Origin of the sequence: Wolbachia endosymbiont of Zygogramma bicolorata (assembly GCF_051130665.1) — a bacterium.
Taxonomy (GTDB): Bacteria; Pseudomonadota; Alphaproteobacteria; order Rickettsiales; family Anaplasmataceae; genus Wolbachia.
In genome coordinates this window covers 684,490-708,938 of the sequence record NZ_CP149530.1, presented here as the reverse complement: position 1 = coordinate 708,938, position 24,449 = coordinate 684,490, and the positions used below count along the sequence as shown (strand labels likewise).

Sequence of the window (24,449 nt, the reverse complement as noted above, 5' to 3'; positions counted from 1 at the left end):
TATTTCATGCCAAACAAGCTAAAAAAGAAATCTAACATACTCGCACAAAAGGTGCATGATATTTATGATCATGATTTCAGGAAGGTAATCTGCATCACAACAGGTTTAACAGCCCTATTGTGTAAGATTTCACTGCAATTTTGCTGCGAGTTCATTGACAATAATAGATCCAATATCTTTCTTATACGGAATGTTGCTCGACTAGTAAAGTTTCCGACATCTATTCTATATATTGCCCATTCTGCATTTACTCTACAGGATCTAATTAAGGATTACAGAAACCCTGAGAGTAAAAAAGAGCTAGCAAAAGTTGTGGGTAAATCGGCTAATCTTGCAAGCAGCATCATAGAAGCATTGATGATGTTGAAAGTCATCCATTTTTTTACTAGGGGTAATGCAGACGTAATAAGTCACATTCACTTAACATCAACGATCCTATTTCTGTTTATTTCGGAACCTATAAGCTACTATTATTCATGGAGAAAATACCTAGATAATAAGGATCCTGAAAAGTCTGCTAAGTGTAAGAAGGACCTTATTATCAGCACATTAACTTTGTCATTAGGTTTGTTAAACTTCATATTAAAAAGAATGGAGACTGCAACCATACCAATAAACTTAGGTAATGGTATAATCTATAATTTCAACTTAAGCGTAACAGTTAGCATAATATATAGTGCAGTATTTCTGGCAGTTCAGCTTGACAAATTGTTTCAACAACCTGTCAATGATGATCCTTCCACTGAACTTGATAATGCTGGCCATAACCATATTCAGCCCGGTAATGATGATAATGATCTGCCCGATGGCAACGCTGTGGGAATGTAAGGGTTAGAGGTGAAAAGATTTTATTTCTACTGCCAACGCTAGTACTGCTAATTTGCCAACAATACTCCAAAGTGACAGAATTTTACCTTCCACAACCTGGCTAACATCATGAAACTCACAGTCAGTGGCATTCAAGCTAGAATATACATCTTTCCTGCTATTACATCGGTATAAGTAACATGTTGGAGTATCTCCTATATAGTATATCAGCGGTTCTGCAGAACTGCTTTTAAATATGTCAATGGTTGGTACACCTTCTTGTATAATAACGCTATTGATTGCTATTCCTTCTTTTATCTTTTTCATTTTATGACGCTTTTTTTTATTGAGATTTAATATTTCCTCTCCACTTGTTGCTGTTATAATGCCCATCCCATATGTGCCATTGCTTGCTTTGATAAAAACGTAAGGTTGTGTTTTTATTTCATATTCCTCATATTTTTTTTGCACTAGAGATAATATTTGGTCAACTTTAGTCGCTACTGCTCCTAGTGATGAATCATCATTAAAGTCAACTCCATTACAGCTTTCTGTAAGCACAGAAATAAGCCATGGGTCCATTTTAAATTCGCTACAAAATTCGGACGCTAATTCTTGATAGATTTCAAAATACTTAAATTTCTGTCTGCTATGCCAACCGTATAGTGGGCTTGGTACTATATCTTGCTTTACGTCTTTTAGCGTGTCTGGAATGTGGCTCGTCATATCACGATTCAGTATAATAACATCAGGCACAAATCCTGAAGTTGTCTTTAGCAGAGAGTTTTCTTTCACGATAGTTTCATATGGTTCTATTAAATTATATGCTTCGTTGTGAAAGAGGCCAATTCTAGTTTCAAAACCTGCGAGCTGCAGTACTTTCTCTATAACAAATACGTTTTCTATATACATTTTATTTCGTGTGTAATTCTCCGGTATTATAAGAGTCTTTTTATATTGTTTTGTTTCAAAATAACTTTTTATTAGTTTTGCTGCTGTTGCTCTTGATGTCTCACTTAGATTGTTGAACCCTGCAGGAAATAAATTAGCGTCCACTGGGGCAATTTTGTAGCTGGAGTTTCTAAGATCTATAGAGCTATAAAATGGCAATGTAAGGCCGTTAAATTTTGCCTCAAACCAATTATTTATACTTTTTTCCAAATCTGGGTGAATTATGTTTTGCATCTACACTTTAAATGTTATAAGGAAGGTATTATATTATAAGCTATAATTAAACATATTTAGCAAATTTGACTAAAGATTAAAGTATAATGAGATTCTTATTTAAAGTAATAGAAAAATGATTCAACAAGATAACAATAAAATGTACGGAACTACTATACTGTCAATTAGAAAAGATAAAAGCGTAGTAGTAATAGGTGATGGACAGGTTTCACTGGGCCACACTGTTATAAAATCCGGAGCAAAAAAAGTTAGGCGTCTTTCTGGTGATTCTGTAATTGCCGGTTTTGCTGGAGCAACAGCCGATGCATTTACTCTCTTTGAAAGACTAGAATCTAAACTTGACAAGCACCCAGGGCAATTAATGAGAGCATGTGTTGAACTTGCAAAAGACTGGAGAATGGATAAATATCTAAGAAAATTAGAGGCTATGATGATTGTTGCAGATAAATCTATTTCATTAGTAATTACGGGAACAGGTGATGTTCTTGAACCTGAAGATGGAATCGCAGCTATTGGCTCTGGGGGAAATTTTGCTCTATCTGCAGCAAGAGCTTTAATTGACATTAAAGGAATATCAATAGAAGAGATTGCAAAAAAGGCTATGAAGATAGCTGGCGATATATGTGTTTATACAAATCATAATGTAGTTATTGAAAAGATAGAGGAGTGATATGTCTTCCAAGCAAAAAACTTTGTGCACTAATTTTTCCAATCAGCCTATAACCCTTTCAGAAGGGCGGCCTTGTAGTAGTGACACCTATGATGAAAAAAATGACCTCTATAAAGATACTAAGAGTGTTTTTGATTCAAATGACAGCGATATTCAAGTTAATGACAGTACTCAAGTTTTGTTAGATGACCTGCCACCAAAGAAGATAGTTAAAGAATTAGATAGATTCATAATCGGACAGGATGATGCAAAGCGTGCTGTTGCTATTGCGCTCAGAAATCGTTGGCGTCGCAATCAGGTTCCATTTCCATTGCGTGATGAAATCATACCTAAGAATATATTGATGATCGGTCATACAGGGGTTGGTAAAACTGAAATAGCTCGCCGCTTAGCAAAACTTGCCGGTGCACCGTTCATAAAAATTGAGGCAACGAAGTTTACTGAAATAGGATACGTTGGACGTGACGTTGATTCGATAATACGCGATTTAGTTGATGCAGCAATAGTTTTAGTTAAAGAGAAAGCCCGTAAAGCCTTAGCTAATAAGGCTTTAATTTTAGCTGAGAAAACAATAGTAAACTCTATGGTAGGCGAAAATGCAACCGAAGAGAGTAAAAAAATTTTTAGAGAAAGGTTGAGGAATAAAGAGTTTGAGGACGGAGAAGTTTCTATTAACGTCAGAGAGAGCAAGAGTATGTTACCTACTTTCGATATACCAGGCATGCCAGGTGGGCAAGTTGGTGTGATGAATGTAACAGAAATAGTGTGCAAGATGTTTAATGGGAGCAAAAAAACAAAAACTATTACGGTGAAGGTAAAAGAAGCGCGTGAAATATTAATTAATGAAGAAAGTGAAAGGCTAATCGATGAAGATAAGATAATCAAAGAAGCCATTGATCTTGTTAGTAATGACGGTATAGTATTTTTGGATGAAGTAGACAAAATTGCAGCGCGTACAGAAGTAAAAGGTGAAGTAAACAGAGAAGGAGTGCAACGCGATCTGTTACCACTACTTGAAGGAACAACTGTTACAACTAAGTATGGCCATGTAAAAACAGACTATATATTATTTATTGCATCTGGTGCTTTTCATCAGTCTAAACCATCTGACCTCTTACCGGAATTACAGGGCAGATTACCGATCAGGGTAGAACTTAAGGCACTTACTCAAGAGGATTTAATAAGAATATTAAAGGAACCAGAATCTAGTTTGTTAAAGCAGTACATAGCTTTAATGAAAACAGAAAATGTGACGCTTGAGTTCACTGATGATGGTATAAAAACCATAGCTGAAATAGCGTTTACAGTTAATAGGCAAGTGGAAAATATAGGCGCAAGAAGGCTTCACACTATCATGGAGAAGCTTTTAGATGAAATAAGTTTCATTGCTTCTGAGAAAAATAGCGAAAAATTCATTATAGACAGCAAGTATGTAAAAGATAAACTTGAGTCAATTTCGAAGCAGCTTGATTTATCTAAGTTTATACTTTAGGAAAAACAAAAAGCCTACTTTAAGTAGTATAGAGAGTGTTCAGAAGGTCAGCCAGTAAGCCTAAAATTTCGTAACCGTTCACGGATTGTGAGAATGAATTAAAGAACTAAGCAGTGACAGCTACTAGATTCTGTAGCTTTTGAAAGGGGTTCTGGCCATTTAGACGTGATGTCAAAAATATCGACAACATTCTTTCCACGAATCTTTCTCCACGTTCTGACCAGGTGAAAAAGCTGTTTTTACGATAAATTACGTACCGTCTAATTTGCCGTTCTGCAAGGTTATTAGTTGTTTCTATCACTTCAGGTTTTCTTAAAAACTTCCACATCATATCCTCAGATCGTAACATCTTAGCGGCCATTCTTGAAGCTTGAGTGCTATTGTAACCGTTCACGGAGATAAGGTGGTTTACAAAGTAAGTATAAAAGTGTAAAGAGATAGGAAGCTAAATATGGAATGGGTAAATGACAACAGTGCTGCAAGAAAAGGTTGTAGCAGAAAACGCTAATCTCAAGGAAGAAATAAAAGCACTGATCAGAGAAAATGATAGCTTGAAAGCAAAAATAGTTGAATTAGAAGACAAATTGGGCTTAAATTCGCAAAATTCATCGCTGCCACCATCACGAGATATATATCGTAAGAAAGCAAAAAAGAAAAGTGATAAAAAACCAGGAGGTCAGCCAGGACATAAGGTGCATAAGCGTGAATTAATGGCTGCAGACGAGGTAGTGAGATGCACAATTGATACAATTTGTATGTGTGGAGGTAAGATTACTTTAGAAGATGAAATTATTCATCAGAAGGCAGAGTTGCCAGAAATTAAGCCAATTGTAACTGAGTACAGGTTGCAAAGAGGAGATTGTAGAGTATGTAATAAAAGAATTACAGCAAATTTACCCGAAGGTGTTGCAAGAGATTTTCTAGGACCCAATGCTAAAACAGTTATAAGCAGCCTTAGCGGCTTTTTTATTAACTCAAAAAGAGAGGTACAGCAAATTTTGGGCAGTATTTTTAATCTAAATATAAGCCTTGGTTTAGTCTCAAATACTGAACGCAGGGTATCGAAGAAGTGTGCATCTGAATATGAGAAAATGAAGGAAGAGTTGCAAGGAAGCGAGTATTTGCATATAGACGAAACAGGGCACAGAAATCAAGGAAAGAGAGGCTGGAGTTGGGTAATAACAAACAAAGCGTTGACACTTCTGAAGGTAAGCGAGTCTCGTGGTAAGAAGGTGTTGAAGAGTTTACTGCCAGAATATGATGGTATATTTGTGAGCGATAGATACGCTGTATACAATTACTTCAATCGTGAAAATAGACAGATATGTTGGGCACATCTGGCAAGAGATTTTGAGAGATTTGCCCATAGTAAAAATGTTGAAGTGAGCAAAATTGGCCAAGCACTAAAATCGCTCAGCAATAAGGTGTTTGTAGTAGATAAGGCAAAAAAACAAAATTTGATAGATAATTTGAGATTTTATCGACTGGTGCGAAAAATTCGGAAAAGGGTAAAACATTTTTTACGTAAAATGACGAGGGTTGCAAATAGCACTCAAGCTTCAAGAATGGCCGCTAAGATGTTACGATCTGAGGATATGATGTGGAAGTTTTTAAGAAAACCTGAAGTGATAGAAACAACTAATAACCTTGCAGAACGGCAAATTAGACGGTACGTAATTTATCGTAAAAACAGCTTTTTCACCTGGTCAGAACGTGGAGAAAGATTCGTGGAAAGAATGTTGTCGATATTTTTGACATCACGTCTAAATGGCCAGAACCCCTTTCAAAAGCTACAGAATCTAGTAGCTGTCACTGCTTAGTTCTTTAATTCATTCTCACAATCCGTGAACGGTTACTTGTGAAAAGGGTTTAGCTTTTGGCCTATGATCTCTTTAAATGATAGAATTTCACTACAAAACTTAACTTTCTTCTATGCAATTAGCTAAGTCAAGAAAGGTGAATCTATCTCTTGTTGCAAACGCAAGATCGACCACTTTACAATATTGTTCTTTATTCCAACTGAGGTGCTCTGGTAAGTGCGGAATTGATAGATCTTCAAATATTTTTTGCAGGTATTTTGCAGGTAGTAAATTTTGCTTAATTAAATTGGAAATATTAGTCCATTCTTTACAAATAATCTCTTGGATTTTTTGCTGCATAATTTGCTTCTGTTCAAAAGTTCTTACAAATTCGATATTATCAAAGCACTGAGTTATATGTTTTACATCTAAAGTGGTCGGGTTGATAATCGGGTTTTGTATTGATAATATCTTTTCCTGCAAATTAGCCATGGTAATCGTCGTAACAGCAATTTTTTCGCCATGTAGTGAGGAATGATCTCTTGTTACCATTTCCATTGCGTGAGCTATCATATGCTCTCCTTGGCTTGCAGAATAGCTGCCTTTTGATATTACCATTCCAAGTCCTGAAATTAGTAGAACTTCCATAAGTAACAGGACCACTTTTCTACTTCTTTTAGTAAGCGCCGTATACTCTCTTAGCAAAATTTGCTCCAAATCGCGAACAAGTGTAAAAGGTAATTCATTGTATTCTGTGCCAAGCAACAAATGAGATAGTAGCCAGTCAGCCTGAACTGTCGAACGGCAAATGAAATCTGCAAATCCGCTTAATGTGAGGCACAGTGGTGCATTGGTAAGTATGTCTATATCTATATATATCGCTCTTGGAAGATGTGCTTTGAACGATTTTTTGTATCCATTTACTAATATTGAAGCATTTGCGGATGTATATCCATTCATGGAAGCGGCTGTTGGGAACGATATATAATCTTTTTTCTCGAGGTAGCTTGCATATTTGCAGATGTCGTTAACGGTGCCGCTACCAAATGCAACTATTAAGTCACTGTCTTTTGCTTTGTTTCTAACTAGATTTATGGTTTCAAGAGAGGCAAGTGAAAGATTAGTACCCATGGTTGGTGTCATTCCAGCGCGTGACGATGATTTTTTTTCCTGGATCCCAGTCTCGGAGGACTGGGATGATAAAATGTAGGGAGCATCCGAAATGATATGAGGTTTTGCAAGAGGCCTAATGGTATTGCTCGGGATAATTAAGTGAGAAATTTTATTAAATACGTTTTTGTTTAAAAGTTTTGCTGTATTTTCATCTGCAACTAGAAAGATGTCATTTCCGTGTCGTGTGCATATTTTATAGATATCATCAGCAAGGTGGTAATCTGTTATTACTTCCCTTAGAAAAGTTTGTTCGGCTTGATGTAATATTTGTTTTAAATAGTGCATAGAGTGTTTACAATATAGCAATATAAGTATTTTAAGATTGACATGAAAATTGACCCTGTAGAGCTAACTAAGAAATTGATCTCTTTTGAGAGTATAACACCAAGGGACGGCGGGGCAATAGAGCATATAGCAACAATCTTCAAGAAAAGTGGCTTTGACTGTGAGATTTTAGAATTTGGTGATGATGGAACTAAAGTTAAAAATCTTTATGCGAAATATATAAATGGAGTACCAAATTTGTGCTTTGCTGGGCATGTTGATGTTGTACCACCGGGTCAGTTAAAAGATTGGGCATTTGGTCCATTTAATCCAGAAGTTAGAGATGGAATGCTATATGGAAGAGGAGCAGCTGATATGAAAAGCGGAATAGCTGCATTTATTGCTGCTATGGCAAATTTAATTGCAGAAAAGTTTCAATTTAATGGTTCGATAAGTGCATTGATTACCAGTGCTGAAGAAAGCACGGAAGAATATGGAACAAAGGCAGTTTTGGAATGGATGAAAAGTAAGCAAAAAAAGATAGATTTTTGTGTAGTTGCCGAACCAACCAGTAGTGAGAAATTAGGTGATACCATAAAAATAGGCAGAAGAGGTTCTGTAACATTTGAATTAATTTGCCATGGAAAACAAGGACACGTTGCCTACCCAGATCTAGCAGATAATCCAATATATAAGGTAATATCGATATTGAGTAAGGTAAAAAATACTACTTTTGATCATGGTAATAAATATTTTCAGCCTTCACATTGCGAAGTTACTACTATCGATGTTGGAAATAATACTAGCAATCTAATATCTAGTTCAGCAACTACACGTTTTAACATTCGATATAACGATACACAAACACCTGACGGCTTATATAAGCTGATTGATGAAATATGCTCCAGTGTAACTAACGATTATAAACTTTCTATGCATAGCAGCAGGGACGTTTTCCTCTCTACTCCTGATAGAAATACTGATATTATGCTTGATGCGATAAATAAAGTTACCAGTATTGATGCTGTGCTGAGCACAAGTGGTGGCACATCTGACGCTGCGTTTATCAAAGATGTTTGTCCAGTGATTGAATTTGGTATAATCAACAAAACCGCACATCAGATAAACGAATGCGTATTAGTAAATGATATACATAAATTAACAGCTATATATAAGGAATTTATAGAAAATTATTTCAATCCCACTAATAAAATATTGAGTCAGGTCAACGTAGTTAGTAATATATCTAGTGGTCCATTGTTAGCTTAGATGTAATCAGATCTCTTGCATAACTGTTGTTTGAGTAACAACTGGTATCATCCCAGCGTGTGACGTTAGAATCCAAAAACCATGAGAGCTACAAAAACCACTTGACAAACTCCGCCAGCCCCCTTATAATGAAAATGAAGCTATTTATTTATCTTCTCTGTACAGATTAAATGACAAAAAAACTCAACGTATTTGGCGTCTCATGTTTAATTTTTTGCACTATGTGCACTCTATGTCTTTATCAAATTTCTAGGTTTTTACCTATACAAGCTGAAATACGCTTATAAAGCATTTAAAACATTAAAAAACGCCAACTTAAAAAATGGATAGTGAATAATTAGCTACCCTAGGGTTTCTTTTGCCTTTTTTTCTGTTTAGTAAATTTCTTAAACATTTATGACTAAAGGTTAGTTGCATTAAAAAGCAGCTAAATCGCGGTTATTAAGCGTTTAGAATAAAAAAACGCCATACTTGAAAGTATAATGTAAGTAATTAGCCAACCACGGGGCTTCTTTTGCCTTTTTTTCCATTTGGTAAATTTCTTAATATTTGTAGCTAGAGACTCTCATCTTTAGCGAGCTTCAAGGTAATTGGTTGCTATTTGCGAAAATATTTGCATAATTTAAGCAACATTAATTGATAAAAATTAACTATGGAGCTTAATAAGATTGCAGCATCGATTTTACTTTCTGGGCTAATCATTATGATAGTCAGCAACGTAGTTGATATGCTGTATAGTCCAGAAGAATATAAGATTGAACACCAAACGATAGTAGCTGCTGGTAACAATGAGTTCCAGCAAAAAATCGAGCAAGTGGCGCTCGATATTGGAGCGCTCATGCAGAATGCTAGCTTTGAAAAAGGCAAGTCAGCAGCGAAGAAATGTATAGCCTGCCATAGTTTTGAGAAAGGTGGAATGAATAAAGTAGGACCAAACTTATGGAACGTAGTTGGAAACAAAAAGGCTCATCTTGGTAACTCATTCAATTACTCAAAAGCAGTGCTTGAAAGAGGTGGAAAATGGGGGTATGAGGAGCTATTTGCTTTCTTAAAGAACCCAAAAGCCTATATAAAAGGTACGCGTATGGCATTTGCAGGTATTTCCAATCCACAAGAAATTGCAGATCTAGTTAGTTATTTGCGTCAATTGAGTGATAACCCGGTTGCTTTGCCAAAGTAGTATGGATTATTGTAATGATGGAAATAATGGTCACATAGCATATCGAAAGCTACAAGGAAAGAAAGCTTCTGTAGTTTTTTTCGGTGGATTTGCATCTAATATGGATGGAACTAAAGCAACTGCTATTTACAAATTTTGCCAAGAAAACGATATAGCACTTGTGCTATTTGATTATTTTGGTCACGGTCATTCAAGTGGTGATTTTATTGATTACACGATAAGTGATTGGCAAGAAAATTGTGCTAAAGTGATAAGTGAATTAACTAGCGATAAACAAATAATTATAGGTTCAAGTATGGGAGGATGGCTGATGCTGCTCATTGCCCTTCAATTTCCAGAAAAAATTGCAGCATTAATCGGCATATCGTCTGCTCCTGATTTTACTGAAGATTTGATATTCAAGCAATTGTCAGGCAAGCAAAAAGAAGAACTAGGTTCTAAAGGTGTAATAGATTTTACTTCAGAGCATTGTACATACAAAATAACTAAAAATTTGATCGAAGATGGCAGAAAGAACCTTCTTTTAAACAGAGAAGCAATAGATATAAACTTTCCTGTGCGCTTATTGCATAGCATTAATGATAAAGATGTCCCTTATCAAACTTCATTGAATTTAGCTGAAAAAATTAAGTCAACCGATGTTGAAGTATACTTGATGAAATCAGCAGAGCACAACATGTCTGACAATCACTCACTGAAAGTTTTATTTAAGACCATTAGAGAATTTTTGCCAGCAAAAACATATAGGTAACCGTTCACAGATTTCCACTTAATTCTTCAATCTCACTAATAGAAAGGCCTGTAAACTTGACAATAGTGTTGACATCAACATTATTAGCCAGCATTGCTTTTGCGACTTCAATTTTCCCTTCAATTTTCCCTTCAATTTTCCCTTCAATTTTCCCTTCAATTTTTCCTTTCTCTATACCTTTTTGTATACCTTTCTCTTCAGCAAGATCAAGTCTGTATTCAAGAATGGCTTCTTCTTTCCGTAGATCCATTATTCTTTCTTCGTAAGCTACTAAATCTTTTTCGTTCCAACGAAACTTGTCTAATTCATCATATGCTAGCTTTATTATTGGCGCTTTTTCTGCTATCTCTTTTAAGTCCTCTTCTGTTGTTTCTTCTGCGTATTTAAAAAAGAAACACCACCTTTCTACTATACTTTCTAACTGCTCTACTTTACTTTTTGAAAATTTGGGCAATTCTATAAAGATAAATTGAAAATCTTTTAAGTAATGGCCGTTAGTTTTTATATCACGTATATTGTGAGTAGAAATATAATCAACTTCTTCGGGAAGTAAGTTACAATTTGATATAGCAATAAAGAAGACTTTCTTTAAATCAATGTAGTTGCCAGATTTATCTAATTGTCTTGAGTAGGCTTTAGCGGCATATAATTGAGCGCGTTTTTCGAAGCCCTTGTCTCTAGCGAGCTGCATTTCTGCTATATATCTATTTCCATGAGAATCCTTGCAGAGAACATCAACAATACTTTGTTTATCAGAGGCAACTTCGGGATCCATAATAGTGCTAAGAAACTCAACTTCTTGTATTGCATTTATCTCAGTAAACCCTAAAATATCGTTCAAAAAGTGGATCAGGATATTCTTATTTTTTTCCGTTCCAAGTGCGTCCAGAGAAGGCAAGTATTGTTCAGTAGGAGATAGACCTACCAGGATAAAAGTCGGAATCCTGTAGCTTGGGTAGCAGCATGGAGGGAAACCAAAATGTTGAAGCCTACCGACAACATTATCGTAGGATAATGGCGAATTACCAGGCCGTAGCGAAAGCGAATACACAGATTGCCTCGAAAGGAATATTCTGAAGGTCGAGCCATCTTGGTACTGGCGAAGACAGAATAGACCAGACGAAAAACGAATGAAACGATAGGTCTACTTCAGCGGGGTGTTATACCAAATCTCATAAATAAATAGGCAAATAACTCACAGAACAAATGGTTTTGATCGAACTTTCCGTAATATTACGAATGAATGCACATACAGTATCCTCCAATAAACTAACAGAGTCATATATTCTATTTTTAATGAGATTGTCTTTCAAATATTGCCATAAACGCTCTACTGGATTTAACTCTGGTGAATATGGAGGTAAATAGATTAAGGTAATATTTTGTGGTATTTTTAAACCTTTGGATCTATGCCATCCTGCACAATCCACAACAAGAAATGCCTCCCTTGTTCCTAAATATTGTGACATCTGCTCAAGGAATATATTCATACAATCAGTATTGACGTTTGGTACGAATAAGCTAGAACTCTCTCGATTTCTAGGATTAACTGCACTATAGAGATAAAAGTTTTGCCTACCTAATTTTACCTTAACCTGTGTCCTAATGCCTTTTTTAAACCACCCGTGTCCAATCTTTGAATGTGTGCCAAACCGCGACTCATCGAAGAAAAATAGCTCTTTTTCGGGATACGTGACAATAGTTTCATTAAGATTTTTTTTTAAACTCTTCTTGTTTATTTTTATCCTGTTTATTGTGCACAGGCCTTGGAGTAATATACGAAAAACCTAACTTTTGCATCAGTCTATGTGCTGTAGACTTACTTACCTCAATAGAAAACATTTTCTCAATTATGATTTTTAATTTCTTAGCCGTTAGGTTGGCTCCTTCTTCTGCTATGACATTTTTAATTTCTTCTTGCTGCTTGTAGCTCAACTTCGGCTTTACTCCACGTCCTGGTTGTATTTTAAACGCATTGACTCCTCCTTCCTTAAATCTTGTAATCCACTTCATCAATGTAGTTCTAGTAATTCGGTATATTTGAGCAACTTTTGTTATTCCATATTCTTTTGCAGATATTATTGCCTGTAATCTTCTTCCTATCTCTCCTCTTATGCCGTGCTTCTTTAATTCCAGGTTACACTTATTATATAATTCTTCTCCTATTGCTTTACTTTTTCCTGCCATAACTCCCCACTAATTCTTAAATTATTCTATTTTAGAAATTTTTCTTTATTCCTCTATTTATTTTTAGGAATTGGTATTAGTAACGGCATGGCAATGAGGACATACAAAGCAACTGGAGAAGCCCTCCTCATCCCAAGGAGAAATACCTTGGAGAGGTAGGTTCTATAACTGGAAAACAGGAAGTGAACTGAAGATGAGAGGGTGGCAGATGGGTGCGTAGTAGTGAAGAAGTGAGGTAACGCTCATGGAGCAAAGGCACCCTGCTAGTAGAAATCTTTTAACAAAAGGAAGGTAAAGGTAAAAATGATAAAAATGCCAATAAAATTACAAGACCTGAGAAGAAAGATATATATCAAAGCGAAAGCAGAACCGGAATGGCGATTCTGGGGAATCTATGTTCACGTCTGTAAGATGGAGACACTGGAAGAAGCATATAAGCTAACAAAGAAGAGTAATGGGGCACCAGGAATAGATGGGATGACATTCGAATCGATAGAGGCAGAAGGCTTAGAAAAGTATCTTCAACAAATAAGACACGAACTAATAACCAAGACCTATAGCCCAAATAGGAACCGGAGGAAGGAAATACCAAAATCTGGAGGAAAATTCAGAAAGTTGAACATACCCTGCATCCGGGATAGAATAGTGCAAACAGCACTGAAGCTAATACTTGAACCGATATTCGAATCAGACTTCCAAAAAGGATCATACGGGTATAGACCTAAGCGTAATGCGCATGAAGCAGTACAAAAAGTAACGGAAGCAGCAATCAAAGGCAATACAAAAGTAATTGACGTAGATCTGAAATCCTACTTCGACAATGTGCGACATCATATTCTGATGGAAAAGATTGCCAAAAGAATAAATGACAAAGAAATCATGCGCATGATTAAGCTAATCCTCAAAACAGGAGGAAAACGAGGAATAGCACAAGGATCACCACTTTCGCCACTACTAAGCAATATATACCTAAATGAGGTAGATAAAATGTTGGAGAAAGCAAAAGAGGTGACCAAAGAAGGAAAGTACCAACGTATGGAATATGCCAGATGGGCAGACGATTTAGTGATACTGATTAGTGAACACCCGAAACGGGAATGGCTAGAAAGAGCAGTATACAGAAGGTTGGAAGAAGAATTAGCAAAACTAGAAGTGAGCGTAAATGAAGAAAAGACAAAAGTCATCAACCTAAAGAAAGGAGAAACATTTAGCTTCCTAGGGTTTGATTTTCAAGAGAATATCACAAGACAAGGAAAATGGAATGTCAGGAAAACACCGCAGATGAAAGCACGAACAAACCTGCTACGCAAGTTGAAGGAAATATTTCGGCGCTATAAATCGCAACCGATAAAAAGAGTGATACATGACATCAATCCGATATTGAGAGGGTGGGTAAACTACTTTAGGATAGGGAACTCTGGTCGAAAGTTCAATTACGTAAAACATTGGGTGGAAAAGAAGGTAAGACGCAACTTAATGCGAGCCAGGAAAGCAAAGAAAGGGTTTGGGTGGAAGAAGTGGAGTAGCGAATGGATATACAAAACGCTGGGTCTATATTCAGACTACAGAATAAGGTATTACAAACCGAAAGCATCACCAGTACAATATGTGATAAACTTTGGTAAAGAATCTGCTAGGAAAGCGTAGTGCGGGAAAACCGCATGCTGCGTTTGACGAGGCGGGAGCTGGAAACGTTAACATGGGAATTTGGATTGAGGCCTATTGTGAAAACAATGGATCAGCCACCAAACCCTAAAGTAGGCGCGCCAGTTCTCGACCCTACAGATTTTTTTGAAACACAAATCATTGCGAGGATCGAGAAATTTTGAAAGAGCCATGGCAAAAATGCTTGAAAATATTAATAATTATACACTATTATTAACAATTATTCAACCATATTTTTGAAGATAGCTATAGCTATGCTGCCGCGGTATCTCTTAGCATAGATCCCGCTAACAAGTAGCGGGATGACGAGGTTATCGTCATACCGCCGCGAACCGTCATACCGCCGCGGCGCTAACTAGTAGCGGAATGACGGTTTTTCAAATTGTCGGTAAATCTAAGGTAACCGTTCACGGATTGTGAGAATGAATTAAAGAACTAAGCAGTGACAGCTACTAGATTCTGTAGCTTTTGAAAGGGGTTCTGGCCATTTAGACGTGATGTCAAAAATATCGACAACATTCTTTCCACGAATCTTTCTCCACGTTTTGACCAGGTGAAAAAGCTGTTTTTACGATAAATTACGTACCGTCTAATTTGCCGTTCTGCAAGGTTATTAGTTGTTTCTATCACTTCAGGTTTTCTTAAAAACTTCCACATCATATCCTCAGATCGTAACATCTTAGCGGCCATTCTTGAAGCTTGAGTGCTATTTGCAACCCTCGTCATTTTACGTAAAAAATGTTTTACCCTTTTCCGAATTTTTCGCACCAGTCGATAAAATCTCAAATTATCTATCAAATTTTGTTTTTTTGCCTTATCTACTACAAACACCTTATTGCTGAGCGATTTTAGTGCTTGGCCAATTTTGCTCACTTCAACATTTTTACTATGGGCAAATCTCTCAAAATCTCTTGCCAGATGTGCCCAACATATCTGTCTATTTTCACGATTGAAGTAATTGTATACAGCGTATCTATCGCTCACAAATATACCATCATATTCTGGCAGTAAACTCTTCAACACCTTCTTACCACGAGACTCGCTTACCTTCAGAAGTGTCAACGCTTTGTTTGTTATTACCCAACTCCAGCCTCTCTTTCCTTGATTTCTGTGCCCTGTTTCGTCTATATGCAAATACTCGCTTCCTTGCAACTCTTCCTTCATTTTCTCATATTCAGATGCACACTTCTTCGATACCCTGCGTTCAGTATTTGAGACTAAACCAAGGCTTATATTTAGATTAAAAATACTGCCCAAAATTTGCTGTACCTCTCTTTTTGAGTTAATAAAAAAGCCGCTAAGGCTGCTTATAACTGTTTTAGCATTGGGTCCTAGAAAATCTCTTGCAACACCTTCGGGTAAATTTGCTGTAATTCTTTTATTACATACTCTACAATGTCCTCTTTGCAACCTGTACTCAGTTACAATTGGCTTAATTTCTGGCAACTCTGCCTTCTGATGAATAATTTCATCTTCTAAAGTAATCTTACCTCCACACATACAAATTGTATCAATTGTGCATCTCACTACCTCGTCTGCAGCCATTAATTCACGCTTATGCACCTTATGTCCTGGCTGACCTCCTGGTTTTTTATCACTTTTCTTTTTTGCTTTCTTACGATATATATCTCGTGATGGTGGCAGCGATGAATTTTGCGAATTTAAGCCCAATTTGTCTTCTAATTCAACTATTTTTGCTTTCAAGCTATCATTTTCTCTGATCAGTGCTTTTATTTCTTCCTTGAGATTAGCGTTTTCTGCTACAACCTTTTCTTGCAGCACTGTTGTCATTTACCCATTCCATATTTAGCTTCCTATCTCTTTACACTTTTATACTTACTTTGTAAACCACCTTATCTCCGTGAACGGTTACGTCTATTTGACGTCTTTTACTGTCTTAAACGCTTTATAAGCGCGTTTCAGCTTATATAGGTAGAAACCTAGAAGTTTTATAAAGACATGAGGTGCACATAGTGCAAAAATTAAGCATGATTTACGCCAAATACATTAAGTTTTTTGTCATTAATCCACTGCAGAGATTGCGAAGATAAATAAATAGCTTCAGTGTTATGATAATGGGGCTGGCGGAGTTTGTAAAGTAATTTTTTGTAGCTCTCATGGTTTTTGGATTCTAACTAACGTCACGCGCTGGAATAACACCCTTGGTGGTAACAACTAAAGAAAAATATCAACTAGGTTTATAATCTATTACTACTGTTTTTGCAATTTTATCATAAAAAGTCTGCTTGCGCCGGTCGAATATCGCAAATATTAAAACTAAAATTGGTAAAATTATAAACCACTGAGAAACATAGTGAGTCAGCAAAAAAGAAATAATCAAGAAAACTGTCTCAGAAATACACCTTATTGCTGCTTGCATAAGAGTAGTATTTTTAAATGTGTCTGCATCTTTGATATACATACCACACAACAGTTGTCCTGGCGTACCTCCCAGTCTTGTTATCATTAATATTTCTAATACTGTACACAGCACTGATGTAAAGATTGTATAAGGAGATGTTAACTGTTCAATTTCGTCAAGAAAATTATTAACCTCATTATTGCCCAACAATGCAATGTATAGGATGAATGAAGGAAAGAAAAATATTATTTGGTCAAGTATTGCTGTTACAGTACGCCTTGTAAATCCTACATAATTTACTTTAACATTTGCTTCAGTATCCATAACCCTACCTATATTTCATAATGTCATTATATACTATAAAAGCACGTTATTAAATAATCGTAAATATACTAATTTGTGCAATACTAGCTACTTGTGCCACTCTATTATTTGAATTAACATTAAATCATTTACAGTTAGGGAAGTTATGTCAACACCAATCACAGTTGCATATGGTGATGGTATCGGACCAGAAATTATGGAAGCGGTGCTGTCGATATTGCGCGAAGCGGAAGCGAAGATCTCAATGGATATTATTGAAATAGGTGAGCGTGTTTATAGTAAGGAATGGTCTCACGGAATTTCTCCAAGTGGTTGGGAATCTATCGAAAGGACAAAAATATTATTAAAATCTCCAACAACCACTCCTCAAGGTAAAGGCCACAAAAGCTTAAATGTAGCGCTCAGAAAGAACCTAGGGTTATATGCAAATATCAGACCGTGTATTTCATATCATCCTGTTATAGAGAATAAATTCGATAAGTTTGATATCGTAGTGATACGCGAAAATGAAGAGGACGTTTACACCGGAATAGAGCATAGGCTCACTGGTGACTCTTACCAATGCACTAAAATTATTACTAGATCTGGCTCAGAGAAGATATGCAGGTATGCTTTTGAATACGCGAAAAAACACAACAGAAAAAAAGTAACTTGCCTGACTAAAGACAACATAATGAAAATGACTGACGGAACTTTCCATGCAGCGTTTGATCGCATTGCAAAGGAATACCAGGACATAAAGGCAGAACATTATATAGTTGATATTGGAATGGCACGTGTTGCCACAGAACCGGAGAATTTCGATGTTATAGTAACTGAAAATCTATATGGCGACATATTATCAGACATAGTGGCACAAACCTCTGGATCTGTGGGACTCGCTGGAAGTAGCAATATAGGTAATGAATATGCGATGTTTGAAGCGGTTCATGGTTCTGCTCCTGATATTGCAGGAAAAAACATAGCTAATCCTTCTGGTCTTTTAAATGCTGCAGTGCATATGCTAATTTACATAGGTCAAGTGGGTACTGCAAAACTAATCTACGATGCATGGCTGAAGACTTTAGAGGATGGAATACACACTGCCGATTTGTATAAGGAGAAAAGAAGTAAACAGAAAGTTGGTACAAAAGAATTTGCAGAAGCTGTTATAGATAATCTAGGAAAGAAACCTGCAACATTACCTGAGCTTATAATTAGCAGTGGTTCAGATAGTAAAATAAATAAAGTACAAGACAATTACGAACAAGATTACAAAGTTAAAAAGCTAGTGGGTAGTGATATAACGCTTGCTTGGGACAAATCCAGCAATTTTGATCAAATAGTAGGATTAAATAATCTGCAAATGATAGCAATATACTCAAAAGGACTGGCAATTTGGCCAAGAAGCTCAAAATCTTCAAGCGATCAAATAACCTGTAGGTTTATCGCAAATAATGAAAAGCAAGCTATTACAAATAGTGATGTAAATAACTTGCTAATCAAACTCGAAGAAAATAGCTTTGACGTGGTGAGAATGGATAAGTTGTATTTATATGATGGGAAAGAGGGGTTCTTTTCTTAATTCTTTAAAAGAGGTGTGATAAATGAAATGGATTCAAAAAAAATAGAACTAATATTTAAAAAGTTTCAACAATCAAATCCTGCGCCAAAAATAGAGCTAAATTATACCAATCATTTTACACTACTAGTTGCGATAGTTTTATCAGCACGGACAACCGATGTAAGCGTTAATAAAATTACAAGAGAACTATTTAATATCGCTGATACGCCAGAAAAGATGCTGAGTTTTGGGCAAAATGAGCTGAGAAAATGCATAAGCAGTATTGGTTTATATAATTCCAAAGCAAAAAACATAATCGGGCTCAGCAAAATATTGATTGAGCAGTACAATAGCAAAGTGCCTACTGATTTCGATGATTTGGTATCTTTACCAGGGGTTGGGAGAAAGAGCGCTAATGTGTTCTTAAATTCAGGACTTGGTATTCCAACATTGGCAGTTGATACTCATGTTTTTAGAGTAAGCAATAGACTTGGACTTGTGAGAGAAAAAGATGTGTTTAAAACAGAGCAATCTCTTTTAAATGTAGTTCCAAAAGAATACCTGCTTTATGCTCATCACTGGCTAGTTTTGCATGGTAGATATGTTTGCAAAGCGCAAAAGCCTTCGTGTGAAACGTGTATAATTCATGATTTGTGTGAGTTTGAATGCAAAAGGTATAAAGTCTAGCACACTATGACCCCTTTCTTGTCACTCCGATATTCCTTCCTTTTATCATCCGAGTAGCTGACGCTGGGATCCAGGTTGCTCATAAGCAAACTATAGTATTTTCAAAAGCGAATGATAAAGGTATAATATGTTTTTTTAAAGTAGGGAAAGCGATGGTATATAGTGTAGATTTAAGGGAAAAAGCAGTGTCTTTGGTAGAAAAAGGAAAGTCAAAGGTTGAAGTTGCAGAGGTTTTTGAGATAGAAACTATATAGATGGCTAAAAAAGAAAGCTACTGGCCAAGGTCTCAAAGCGGTAAAAAGTACTGGTTTTATTCGGAAAATAGACCCAAAAATACTTGTAGACTATGTTAAAAAACACCCAGATCACACACTAGCAGAAATGAAACAAAACCTTGGCTTTGGAATAAGTGCAATTTGGTATAGGTTAAAACAGCTAAAAATAACCTTAAAAAAAGTCACATTCTATCAAGAGCGCAATCAAGAAGATAGGCAGCAATTTATCGATAAAGTCTCAAAAATAGACCACTGTAGCATTTTATATATAGATGAAGCAGGAGTTGATAATAGACTATACCGAGAATATGCATGAGCTCCAAGAGGAGAAAAAATATATGCTGATGTTCCAGGAAAAAAGTGGGAAAGAGTGAGTATAATAGGTGGATGGATTGAAAAGAAGTTTATTGCACCAATGACCTTCACAGGAGGGTGTAATAAAGATGTATTTAATGTATGATTAGAGCGAACCACAATTGCAGCGTAATACAACCATAGTTATGGATAATGCTACATTCCATAAAACTCCCAAAACAAAGTCATTAATAGAGTCTTTTGGCTGTCATTTGCTTTATCTTCCAACATATTCACCTGATCTAAATCCGATAGAGCATTGTTGGCACACCATCAAAAGTCGCCTCAGACCTCTAATGCATCAATGTACAGACTTACACCTTTTAGTTGGTAATACCATTTTAGACGTTTATCATTCGTTTTAGAAAATACTATAGTTTCATTAAGATTTTTTTTTAAACTCCTCTTGTTTACTTTTATCTTGTCCGTTATGCACTGGTCTTGGTGTGATATATGAGAATTTCATTCTTTGCATATTACGGTGTACTGTAGACTTGCTAAACCAAACTTTTCCTGAATTCTTATTCTCGTTTCTTTAATGGTAATGTTGGGATTTTCTTGTATCCATGCTTCAACTTGTTCAAGTTGGCTTTGGTTCAATATAGTTTTTCTACGGCGTTGAAGTGGAGCAAATAATTTTTCTTCTCTGCCAAATTTTAGGTCATGCAGTAAGTGCCTTTCTTGGAATGCAACATATTTTTGCTACGGCTGTTATACTATGCTTTTTTGCTGCAATTACAGCATTTAGTTTTTTTGCAACATATGCATTATTTCTTACTTTCTTCAGCATTTCTTTTGCTCACTTTTTCATCCAATAATTTTGATCTTAATGCCATTTAAACCTCGCTATTTTACTTACTCCAGTATGGCTTTTTTCCATTATTGTCTATCCGTTACTTGTATAGCGGGAATTGGTATTAGGAGATTTATTTGACTTTCTTTTTGGTAGTTCTAAAGCTAATCGCCAATTTGAAAATAATATCGGAGTACAAAAAGAATTGTATGGTCGGTACAATAAATTCATGGATAGTCTTGGGGGCTTAGGAAAAGATGGTCCAGGAGGATTTATTAATCAAATAGCATCGCAATATCAAGGCAATCCTTACCAGCAGTTTATTAGCAATCAAATGATTGGCAACCAATTAAGAGCAAGTGGGCTTGATCAATCAAGCTATGGTCTATCTAAAGTTGCAAGTTTAAACTCTGAACTTGCGTCGCGTGGCTTGAATGACTTTATCGGTTCATCTTTAGGAGGGCTGCAAAGTCTTATCGGAGCACATGGACTTGGTGCACAAATTGGTCAAAATCTAGGTGGTGGTTACACTTCTTACGGAAAATCTTTAAATGATCGTTGGATAGCTATAAATCAAATGTTGGGTGAGTTTGGTAAAACTGCAGGAAAGTTTGCAATAGCGTCAGCATAGTTACTTATCTTTTGTAAATGTTATCTCTATGTCCTATCTCTGTGATAACCACTGTACGTTCTGGTTGATTTACCCTATAAACCACACGATAGTCACCTACTCTTAACCTTCTACGCCCTTTTAGTAACCGTTCACGGATTGTGAGAATGAATTAAAGAACTAAGCAGTGACAGCTACTAGATTCTGTAGCTTTTGAAAGGGGTTCTGGCCATTTAGACGTGATGTCAAAAATATCGACAACATTCTTTCCACGAATCTTTCTCCACGTTCTGACCAGGTGAAAAAGCTGTTTTTACGATAAATTACGTACCGTCTAATTTGCCGTTCTGCAAGGTTATTAGTTGTTTCTATCACTTCAGGTTTTCTTAAAAACTTCCACATCATATCCTCAGATCGTAACATCTTAGCGGCCATTCTTGAAGCTTGAGTGCTATTTGCAACCCTCGTCATTTTACGTAAAAAATGTTTTACCCTTTTCCGAATTTTTCGCACCAGTCGATAAAATCTCAAATTATCTATCAAATTTTGTTTTTTTGCCTTATCTACTACAAACACCTTATTGCTGAGCGATTTTAGTGCTTGGCCAATTTTGCTCACTTCAACATTTTTACTATGGGCAAATCTCTCAAAATCTCTTGCCAGATGTGCCCAACATATCTGTCTATTTTCACGATTGAAGTAATTGTATACAGCGTATCTATCGCTCACAAATATACCATCATATTCTGGCAGTAAACTCTTCAACACCTTCTTACCACGAGACTCGCTTACCTTCAGAAGTGTCAACGCTTTGTTTGTTATTACCCAACTCCAGCCTCTCTTTCCTTGATTTCTGTGCCCTGTTTCGTCTATATGCAAATACTCGCTTCCTTGCAACTCTTCCTTCATTTTCTCATATTCAGATGCACACTTCTTCGATACCCTGCGTTCAGTATTTGAGACTAAACCAAGGCTTATATTTAGATTAAAAATACTGCCCAAAATTTGCTGTACCTCTCTTTTTGAGTTAATAAAAAAGCCGCTAAGGCTGCTTATAACTGTTTTAGCATTGGGTCCTAGAAAATCTCTTGCAACACCTTCGGGTAAATTTGCTGTAATTCTTTTATTACATACTCTACAATGTCCTCTTTGCAACCTGTACTCAGTTACAATTGGCTTAATTTCTGGCAACTCTGCCTTCTGATGAATAATTTCATCTTCTAAAGTAATCTTACCTCCACACATACAAATTGTATCAATTGTGCATCTCACTACCTCGTCTGCAGCCATTAATTCACGCTTATGCACCTTATGTCCTGGCTGACCTCCTGGTTTTTTATCACTTTTCTTTTTTGCTTTCTTACGATATATATCTCGTGATGGTGGCAGCGATGAATTTTGCGAATTTAAGCCCAATTTGTCTTCTAATTCAACTATTTTTGCTTTCAAGCTATCATTTTCTCTGATCAGTGCTTTTATTTCTTCCTTGAGATTAGCGTTTTCTGCTACAACCTTTTCTTGCAGCACTGTTGTCATTTACCCATTCCATATTTAGCTTCCTATCTCTTTACACTTTTATACTTACTTTGTAAACCACCTTATCTCCGTGAACGGTTACCCCTTTTAAGCTATGATGTAGTGGTTCACCAAGATTTATTGGGTCGACTGCAAGTCGTTCATTTATCGCCTTTACAACCCTCAACCTTATTGTTTTTGGAAGGTCAGGAAGGTCTTTCCTAATAACTTTTCCTACGAAGATAATAGTGTATCCCAATCTACATCCTCACTTTTAATCATTTCTGCACCTTCAACATCACGCTCATCAGAAATTTTAGACACTAAAAAATCCTCAATTTCAAGCTCAATTGCTTCTCTGAGTAGTTTCTCTGCTAATTCTTGAGCAGGCTGCTTAGTGAGCTCAGCTAGCTCGGCAAGGTGCAGTAAAGTTTCTTTACTGAGAACTATATTAGCGTTTAAGTCTGCCATAAGTTTTACCAAAATCTACTACTGTAACAATTTTACAACATTTTTTTTAATTTTTCAATAAATTAGTGTATACTGGAATTAGTTTAAAGGATGAAAAATGCTATCTCAGGAGGATATTATTTTATGCCGCAAAGATTTTGGTTTCTTTGCGTTTCAAGGCATGCTGCGAGTGTTTAATATCAGATTAAATTTAAAAAGAAAAGATGGCAGCAAAAACTATTTGTGGGTGCTGTTCAGCAGCATTAATCGCTTGGTGTTTGAAAAAGCACACAGTCAATGGTGGAACATACCACCACGCTGTGCTAAGACAACACTGGGTTTTATATTTCATGTGGCGTTTGCCCTCGGTAATAATCCAAGGGCAAAGTTTATGTATATTACGCACCAAAGAGATTTGATGCGTGAAAAAATCAATGAACTGCACATTGTCCTTGAGTCTCCATTTTACCGTCAAGTCTTTCCAAACGTAAAAGTAGTTGGTCGCAAAAGTACGCGAGTAATTAGAACTAAAGAAGGAGGTTTTGTTAATGGCTTTTCAATATCAGGGCATGTAACAGGTACAGGAGCTGGGGATAGTTCTCTTGATTTTGATGAAGGTCGAAAGTACGGTGGTTGCATTATCCTTGATGATTTACATGATGCAAGCTGCGCTTATAGTCGGGTATCGCTGATCAGTGCCTGTCAAAAGTTTGAACAATGCATAACTTCAAGGCGTAATACTGCTGATACGCCATTTTTAGTGATTGGTCAAAGGATCAGTGTTTACGACATATTTGGTTATTTAGAGAAAAAATCAGAGCGACAGTTTGAGAAGATCATAATACCTGCAGTACTTGAAGATGGCACGAGTATTGATGAGAATAGATTGCCAATGCAGGAACTTAGGATCAAGGAAAAAGCAGATATCAACTATGTTTTTTTTAAAATTTTTTATTTGTAATTTTGCAACTTCATATGGGCAATAAAAACCCATTTGTTATAGAAACAGAATTTTGTATCAAACAGCCACCACAGCAATTTCTGCTTAAGTTAATGAATATGCGCTTTTAATGTGTGTGGACGCGCATATTCAT

Annotated in this window: 25 protein-coding genes and 2 pseudogenes; 15 read left to right on the top strand and 12 right to left on the bottom strand. The window is 36.2% G+C overall.

Translation table 11 applies throughout. The annotated features are described in order from the left end of the window. Positions 1-6: 6 nt before the first annotated feature. Positions 7-828 carry a hypothetical protein gene (locus tag WKH12_RS03325; protein ID WP_264731583.1) on the top strand — a complete coding sequence of 274 codons (822 nt, stop codon included), beginning with the start codon at positions 7-9 and terminating at the stop codon, positions 826-828. Between the two features lie 3 nt (positions 829-831). Here WKH12_RS03325 and gshA read toward each other — a convergent pair whose 3' ends face one another. Next, positions 832-1,992: a glutamate--cysteine ligase gene (gene gshA / locus WKH12_RS03320; RefSeq protein ID WP_253309225.1), complete on the bottom strand. Its 1,161-nt coding sequence runs from the start codon at positions 1,990-1,992 to the stop codon at positions 832-834. 115 nt (positions 1,993-2,107) lie between these two features. Between gshA and hslV the strand changes: the two genes are divergently transcribed. Beyond that, the gene (hslV, locus tag WKH12_RS03315; protein ID WP_434732003.1) at positions 2,108-2,662 is read left to right on the top strand and encodes an ATP-dependent protease subunit HslV; all 555 of its coding nucleotides are present in this window, start codon (positions 2,108-2,110) and stop codon (positions 2,660-2,662) included. A gap of 1 nt (position 2,663) precedes the next feature. Further along, positions 2,664-4,154, top strand: a complete 1,491-nt coding sequence (gene hslU / locus WKH12_RS03310) for an ATP-dependent protease ATPase subunit HslU (protein ID WP_434732002.1) — start codon at positions 2,664-2,666, stop codon at positions 4,152-4,154. Positions 4,155-4,260: 106 nt separating this feature from the next. Here the strand turns inward: hslU and WKH12_RS03305 are convergent, their stop codons facing one another. After that, complete coding sequence (locus WKH12_RS03305; RefSeq protein WP_434732001.1) at positions 4,261-4,548, bottom strand: IS66 family transposase; 288 nt, start codon at positions 4,546-4,548, stop codon at positions 4,261-4,263. Between the two features lie 70 nt (positions 4,549-4,618). Here WKH12_RS03305 and tnpC (WKH12_RS03300) point away from each other — a divergent pair, with 70 nt between their 5' ends. After that, positions 4,619-5,974 carry an IS66 family transposase gene (tnpC, locus tag WKH12_RS03300; protein ID WP_434732261.1) on the top strand — a complete coding sequence of 452 codons (1,356 nt, stop codon included), beginning with the start codon at positions 4,619-4,621 and terminating at the stop codon, positions 5,972-5,974. Between the two features lie 99 nt (positions 5,975-6,073). Here tnpC (WKH12_RS03300) and WKH12_RS03295 read toward each other — a convergent pair whose 3' ends face one another. Further along, positions 6,074-7,411 carry an iron-containing alcohol dehydrogenase gene (locus WKH12_RS03295; protein ID WP_434732637.1) on the bottom strand — a complete coding sequence of 446 codons (1,338 nt, stop codon included), beginning with the start codon at positions 7,409-7,411 and terminating at the stop codon, positions 6,074-6,076. A gap of 42 nt (positions 7,412-7,453) precedes the next feature. Between WKH12_RS03295 and dapE the strand changes: the two genes are divergently transcribed. From dapE to WKH12_RS03280, 3 genes are all read left to right on the top strand, one after another. After that, complete coding sequence (dapE, locus tag WKH12_RS03290; protein WP_434732636.1) at positions 7,454-8,659, top strand: succinyl-diaminopimelate desuccinylase; 1,206 nt, start codon at positions 7,454-7,456, stop codon at positions 8,657-8,659. A 652-nt stretch (positions 8,660-9,311) separates the two neighbouring features. Then, complete coding sequence (locus WKH12_RS03285) at positions 9,312-9,839, top strand: c-type cytochrome (protein ID WP_253309627.1); 528 nt, start codon at positions 9,312-9,314, stop codon at positions 9,837-9,839. A 1-nt stretch (position 9,840) separates the two neighbouring features. Beyond that, complete coding sequence (locus tag WKH12_RS03280) at positions 9,841-10,590, top strand: alpha/beta hydrolase (protein ID WP_434732635.1); 750 nt, start codon at positions 9,841-9,843, stop codon at positions 10,588-10,590. Positions 10,591-10,594: 4 nt separating this feature from the next. Here the strand turns inward: WKH12_RS03280 and WKH12_RS03275 are convergent, their stop codons facing one another. Both WKH12_RS03275 and WKH12_RS03270 read right to left on the bottom strand, forming a co-directional pair. Continuing rightward, on the bottom strand, positions 10,595-11,521 hold the full coding sequence (locus WKH12_RS03275) for an Rpn family recombination-promoting nuclease/putative transposase (protein ID WP_434732638.1): 927 nt from the start codon (positions 11,519-11,521) through the stop codon (positions 10,595-10,597). 241 nt (positions 11,522-11,762) lie between these two features. Further along, positions 11,763-12,777, bottom strand: a protein-coding gene (locus WKH12_RS03270; protein ID WP_434732220.1) for an IS630 family transposase whose coding sequence is annotated in 2 segments (ribosomal slippage) — positions 11,763-12,311 and positions 12,313-12,777 — 1,014 coding nt in all. Because the reading frame shifts where the segments join, the coding sequence is not laid out codon by codon here. Between the two features lie 303 nt (positions 12,778-13,080). Here WKH12_RS03270 and ltrA point away from each other — a divergent pair. Continuing rightward, positions 13,081-14,424: a group II intron reverse transcriptase/maturase gene (ltrA, locus tag WKH12_RS03265; RefSeq protein WP_434732173.1), complete on the top strand. Its 1,344-nt coding sequence runs from the start codon at positions 13,081-13,083 to the stop codon at positions 14,422-14,424. 453 nt (positions 14,425-14,877) lie between these two features. On the opposite strand, the gene tnpC (WKH12_RS03260) is transcribed toward ltrA, so the two are convergent. Then, positions 14,878-16,233, bottom strand: a complete 1,356-nt coding sequence (tnpC, locus tag WKH12_RS03260) for an IS66 family transposase (protein ID WP_434732634.1) — start codon at positions 16,231-16,233, stop codon at positions 14,878-14,880. Between the two features lie 397 nt (positions 16,234-16,630). Continuing rightward, complete coding sequence (locus WKH12_RS03255; protein WP_264735814.1) at positions 16,631-17,128, bottom strand: RDD family protein; 498 nt, start codon at positions 17,126-17,128, stop codon at positions 16,631-16,633. Positions 17,129-17,273: 145 nt separating this feature from the next. Between WKH12_RS03255 and icd the strand changes: the two genes are divergently transcribed. The 5 genes and pseudogenes from icd to WKH12_RS03230 all read left to right on the top strand — a co-directional run bounded on the left by icd (position 17,274) and on the right by WKH12_RS03230 (position 20,352). Continuing rightward, the gene (gene icd, locus WKH12_RS03250) at positions 17,274-18,692 is read left to right on the top strand and encodes an isocitrate dehydrogenase (RefSeq protein ID WP_434732633.1); all 1,419 of its coding nucleotides are present in this window, start codon (positions 17,274-17,276) and stop codon (positions 18,690-18,692) included. A gap of 27 nt (positions 18,693-18,719) precedes the next feature. Then, the gene (nth, locus tag WKH12_RS03245) at positions 18,720-19,358 is read left to right on the top strand and encodes an endonuclease III (RefSeq protein WP_434732632.1); all 639 of its coding nucleotides are present in this window, start codon (positions 18,720-18,722) and stop codon (positions 19,356-19,358) included. 152 nt (positions 19,359-19,510) lie between these two features. Then, positions 19,511-19,612, top strand: a complete 102-nt coding sequence (locus WKH12_RS03240) for an IS630 transposase-related protein (RefSeq protein ID WP_253309320.1) — start codon at positions 19,511-19,513, stop codon at positions 19,610-19,612. Positions 19,613-19,664: 52 nt separating this feature from the next. Then, positions 19,665-19,949: pseudogene (locus WKH12_RS03235) on the top strand (IS630 transposase-related protein); the annotation flags it as partial. Between the two features lie 160 nt (positions 19,950-20,109). Next, entirely contained in the window at positions 20,110-20,352 is a 243-nt protein-coding gene (locus WKH12_RS03230; RefSeq protein ID WP_353277959.1) for a transposase, read from the top strand. A 26-nt stretch (positions 20,353-20,378) separates the two neighbouring features. Here WKH12_RS03230 and WKH12_RS03225 read toward each other — a convergent pair. Next, positions 20,379-20,823, bottom strand: a pseudogene (locus tag WKH12_RS03225) (winged helix-turn-helix domain-containing protein); the annotation flags it as partial. A 75-nt stretch (positions 20,824-20,898) separates the two neighbouring features. Between WKH12_RS03225 and WKH12_RS03220 the strand changes: the two are divergent. Next, the gene (locus WKH12_RS03220) at positions 20,899-21,411 is read left to right on the top strand and encodes a hypothetical protein (protein ID WP_434732631.1); all 513 of its coding nucleotides are present in this window, start codon (positions 20,899-20,901) and stop codon (positions 21,409-21,411) included. A gap of 4 nt (positions 21,412-21,415) precedes the next feature. Here the strand turns inward: WKH12_RS03220 and WKH12_RS03215 are convergent, their stop codons facing one another. The 4 genes from WKH12_RS03215 to WKH12_RS03200 are packed head-to-tail and all read right to left on the bottom strand — an operon-like array spanning position 21,416 to position 23,376. Then, a complete protein-coding gene (locus WKH12_RS03215) occupies positions 21,416-21,550 on the bottom strand; it encodes a type II toxin-antitoxin system RelE family toxin (RefSeq protein ID WP_434732642.1) in 135 nt (44 codons plus the stop codon). 20 nt (positions 21,551-21,570) lie between these two features. Next, positions 21,571-22,926: an IS66 family transposase gene (gene tnpC / locus WKH12_RS03210; protein WP_434732010.1), complete on the bottom strand. Its 1,356-nt coding sequence runs from the start codon at positions 22,924-22,926 to the stop codon at positions 21,571-21,573. Between the two features lie 31 nt (positions 22,927-22,957). Beyond that, positions 22,958-23,164, bottom strand: coding sequence for a type II toxin-antitoxin system RelE family toxin (locus WKH12_RS03205; protein ID WP_434732630.1), 207 nt, complete (start codon positions 23,162-23,164; stop codon positions 22,958-22,960). Continuing rightward, positions 23,140-23,376 carry a hypothetical protein gene (locus WKH12_RS03200; protein WP_434732629.1) on the bottom strand — a complete coding sequence of 79 codons (237 nt, stop codon included), beginning with the start codon at positions 23,374-23,376 and terminating at the stop codon, positions 23,140-23,142. Before WKH12_RS03200 ends, WKH12_RS03205 begins: the two co-directional genes overlap by 25 nt. Before the next feature lie 97 nt (positions 23,377-23,473). Here WKH12_RS03200 and WKH12_RS03195 point away from each other — a divergent pair, with 97 nt between their 5' ends. Then, the gene (locus WKH12_RS03195; protein ID WP_434732628.1) at positions 23,474-24,316 is read left to right on the top strand and encodes a hypothetical protein; all 843 of its coding nucleotides are present in this window, start codon (positions 23,474-23,476) and stop codon (positions 24,314-24,316) included. Positions 24,317-24,449 lie beyond the last annotated feature (133 nt).

Bases quoted from the DNA above. Each gene is read 5' to 3' on its own strand.
- nth (WP_434732632.1), top strand. From the start codon at position 18,720: ATGGATTCAAAAAAAATAGAACTAATATTTAAAAAGTTTCAACAATCA.
- WKH12_RS03325 (WP_264731583.1), top strand. From the start codon at position 7: ATGCCAAACAAGCTAAAAAAGAAATCTAACATACTCGCACAAAAGGTG.
- ltrA (WP_434732173.1), top strand. From the start codon at position 13,081: ATGATAAAAATGCCAATAAAATTACAAGACCTGAGAAGAAAGATATAT.
- WKH12_RS03285 (WP_253309627.1), top strand. From the start codon at position 9,312: ATGGAGCTTAATAAGATTGCAGCATCGATTTTACTTTCTGGGCTAATC.
- hslU (WP_434732002.1), top strand. From the start codon at position 2,664: ATGTCTTCCAAGCAAAAAACTTTGTGCACTAATTTTTCCAATCAGCCT.
- WKH12_RS03295 (WP_434732637.1), bottom strand. From the start codon at position 7,411: ATGCACTATTTAAAACAAATATTACATCAAGCCGAACAAACTTTTCTA.
- WKH12_RS03195 (WP_434732628.1), top strand. From the start codon at position 23,474: ATGCTATCTCAGGAGGATATTATTTTATGCCGCAAAGATTTTGGTTTC.
- tnpC (WP_434732634.1), bottom strand. From the start codon at position 16,233: ATGACAACAGTGCTGCAAGAAAAGGTTGTAGCAGAAAACGCTAATCTC.
- tnpC (WP_434732261.1), top strand. From the start codon at position 4,619: ATGACAACAGTGCTGCAAGAAAAGGTTGTAGCAGAAAACGCTAATCTC.
- gshA (WP_253309225.1), bottom strand. From the start codon at position 1,992: ATGCAAAACATAATTCACCCAGATTTGGAAAAAAGTATAAATAATTGG.
- WKH12_RS03280 (WP_434732635.1), top strand. From the start codon at position 9,841: ATGGATTATTGTAATGATGGAAATAATGGTCACATAGCATATCGAAAG.
- dapE (WP_434732636.1), top strand. From the start codon at position 7,454: ATGAAAATTGACCCTGTAGAGCTAACTAAGAAATTGATCTCTTTTGAG.
- hslV (WP_434732003.1), top strand. From the start codon at position 2,108: ATGATTCAACAAGATAACAATAAAATGTACGGAACTACTATACTGTCA.
- icd (WP_434732633.1), top strand. From the start codon at position 17,274: ATGTCAACACCAATCACAGTTGCATATGGTGATGGTATCGGACCAGAA.
- WKH12_RS03240 (WP_253309320.1), top strand. From the start codon at position 19,511: ATGGTATATAGTGTAGATTTAAGGGAAAAAGCAGTGTCTTTGGTAGAA.
- tnpC (WP_434732010.1), bottom strand. From the start codon at position 22,926: ATGACAACAGTGCTGCAAGAAAAGGTTGTAGCAGAAAACGCTAATCTC.
- WKH12_RS03200 (WP_434732629.1), bottom strand. From the start codon at position 23,376: ATGGCAGACTTAAACGCTAATATAGTTCTCAGTAAAGAAACTTTACTG.
- WKH12_RS03255 (WP_264735814.1), bottom strand. From the start codon at position 17,128: ATGGATACTGAAGCAAATGTTAAAGTAAATTATGTAGGATTTACAAGG.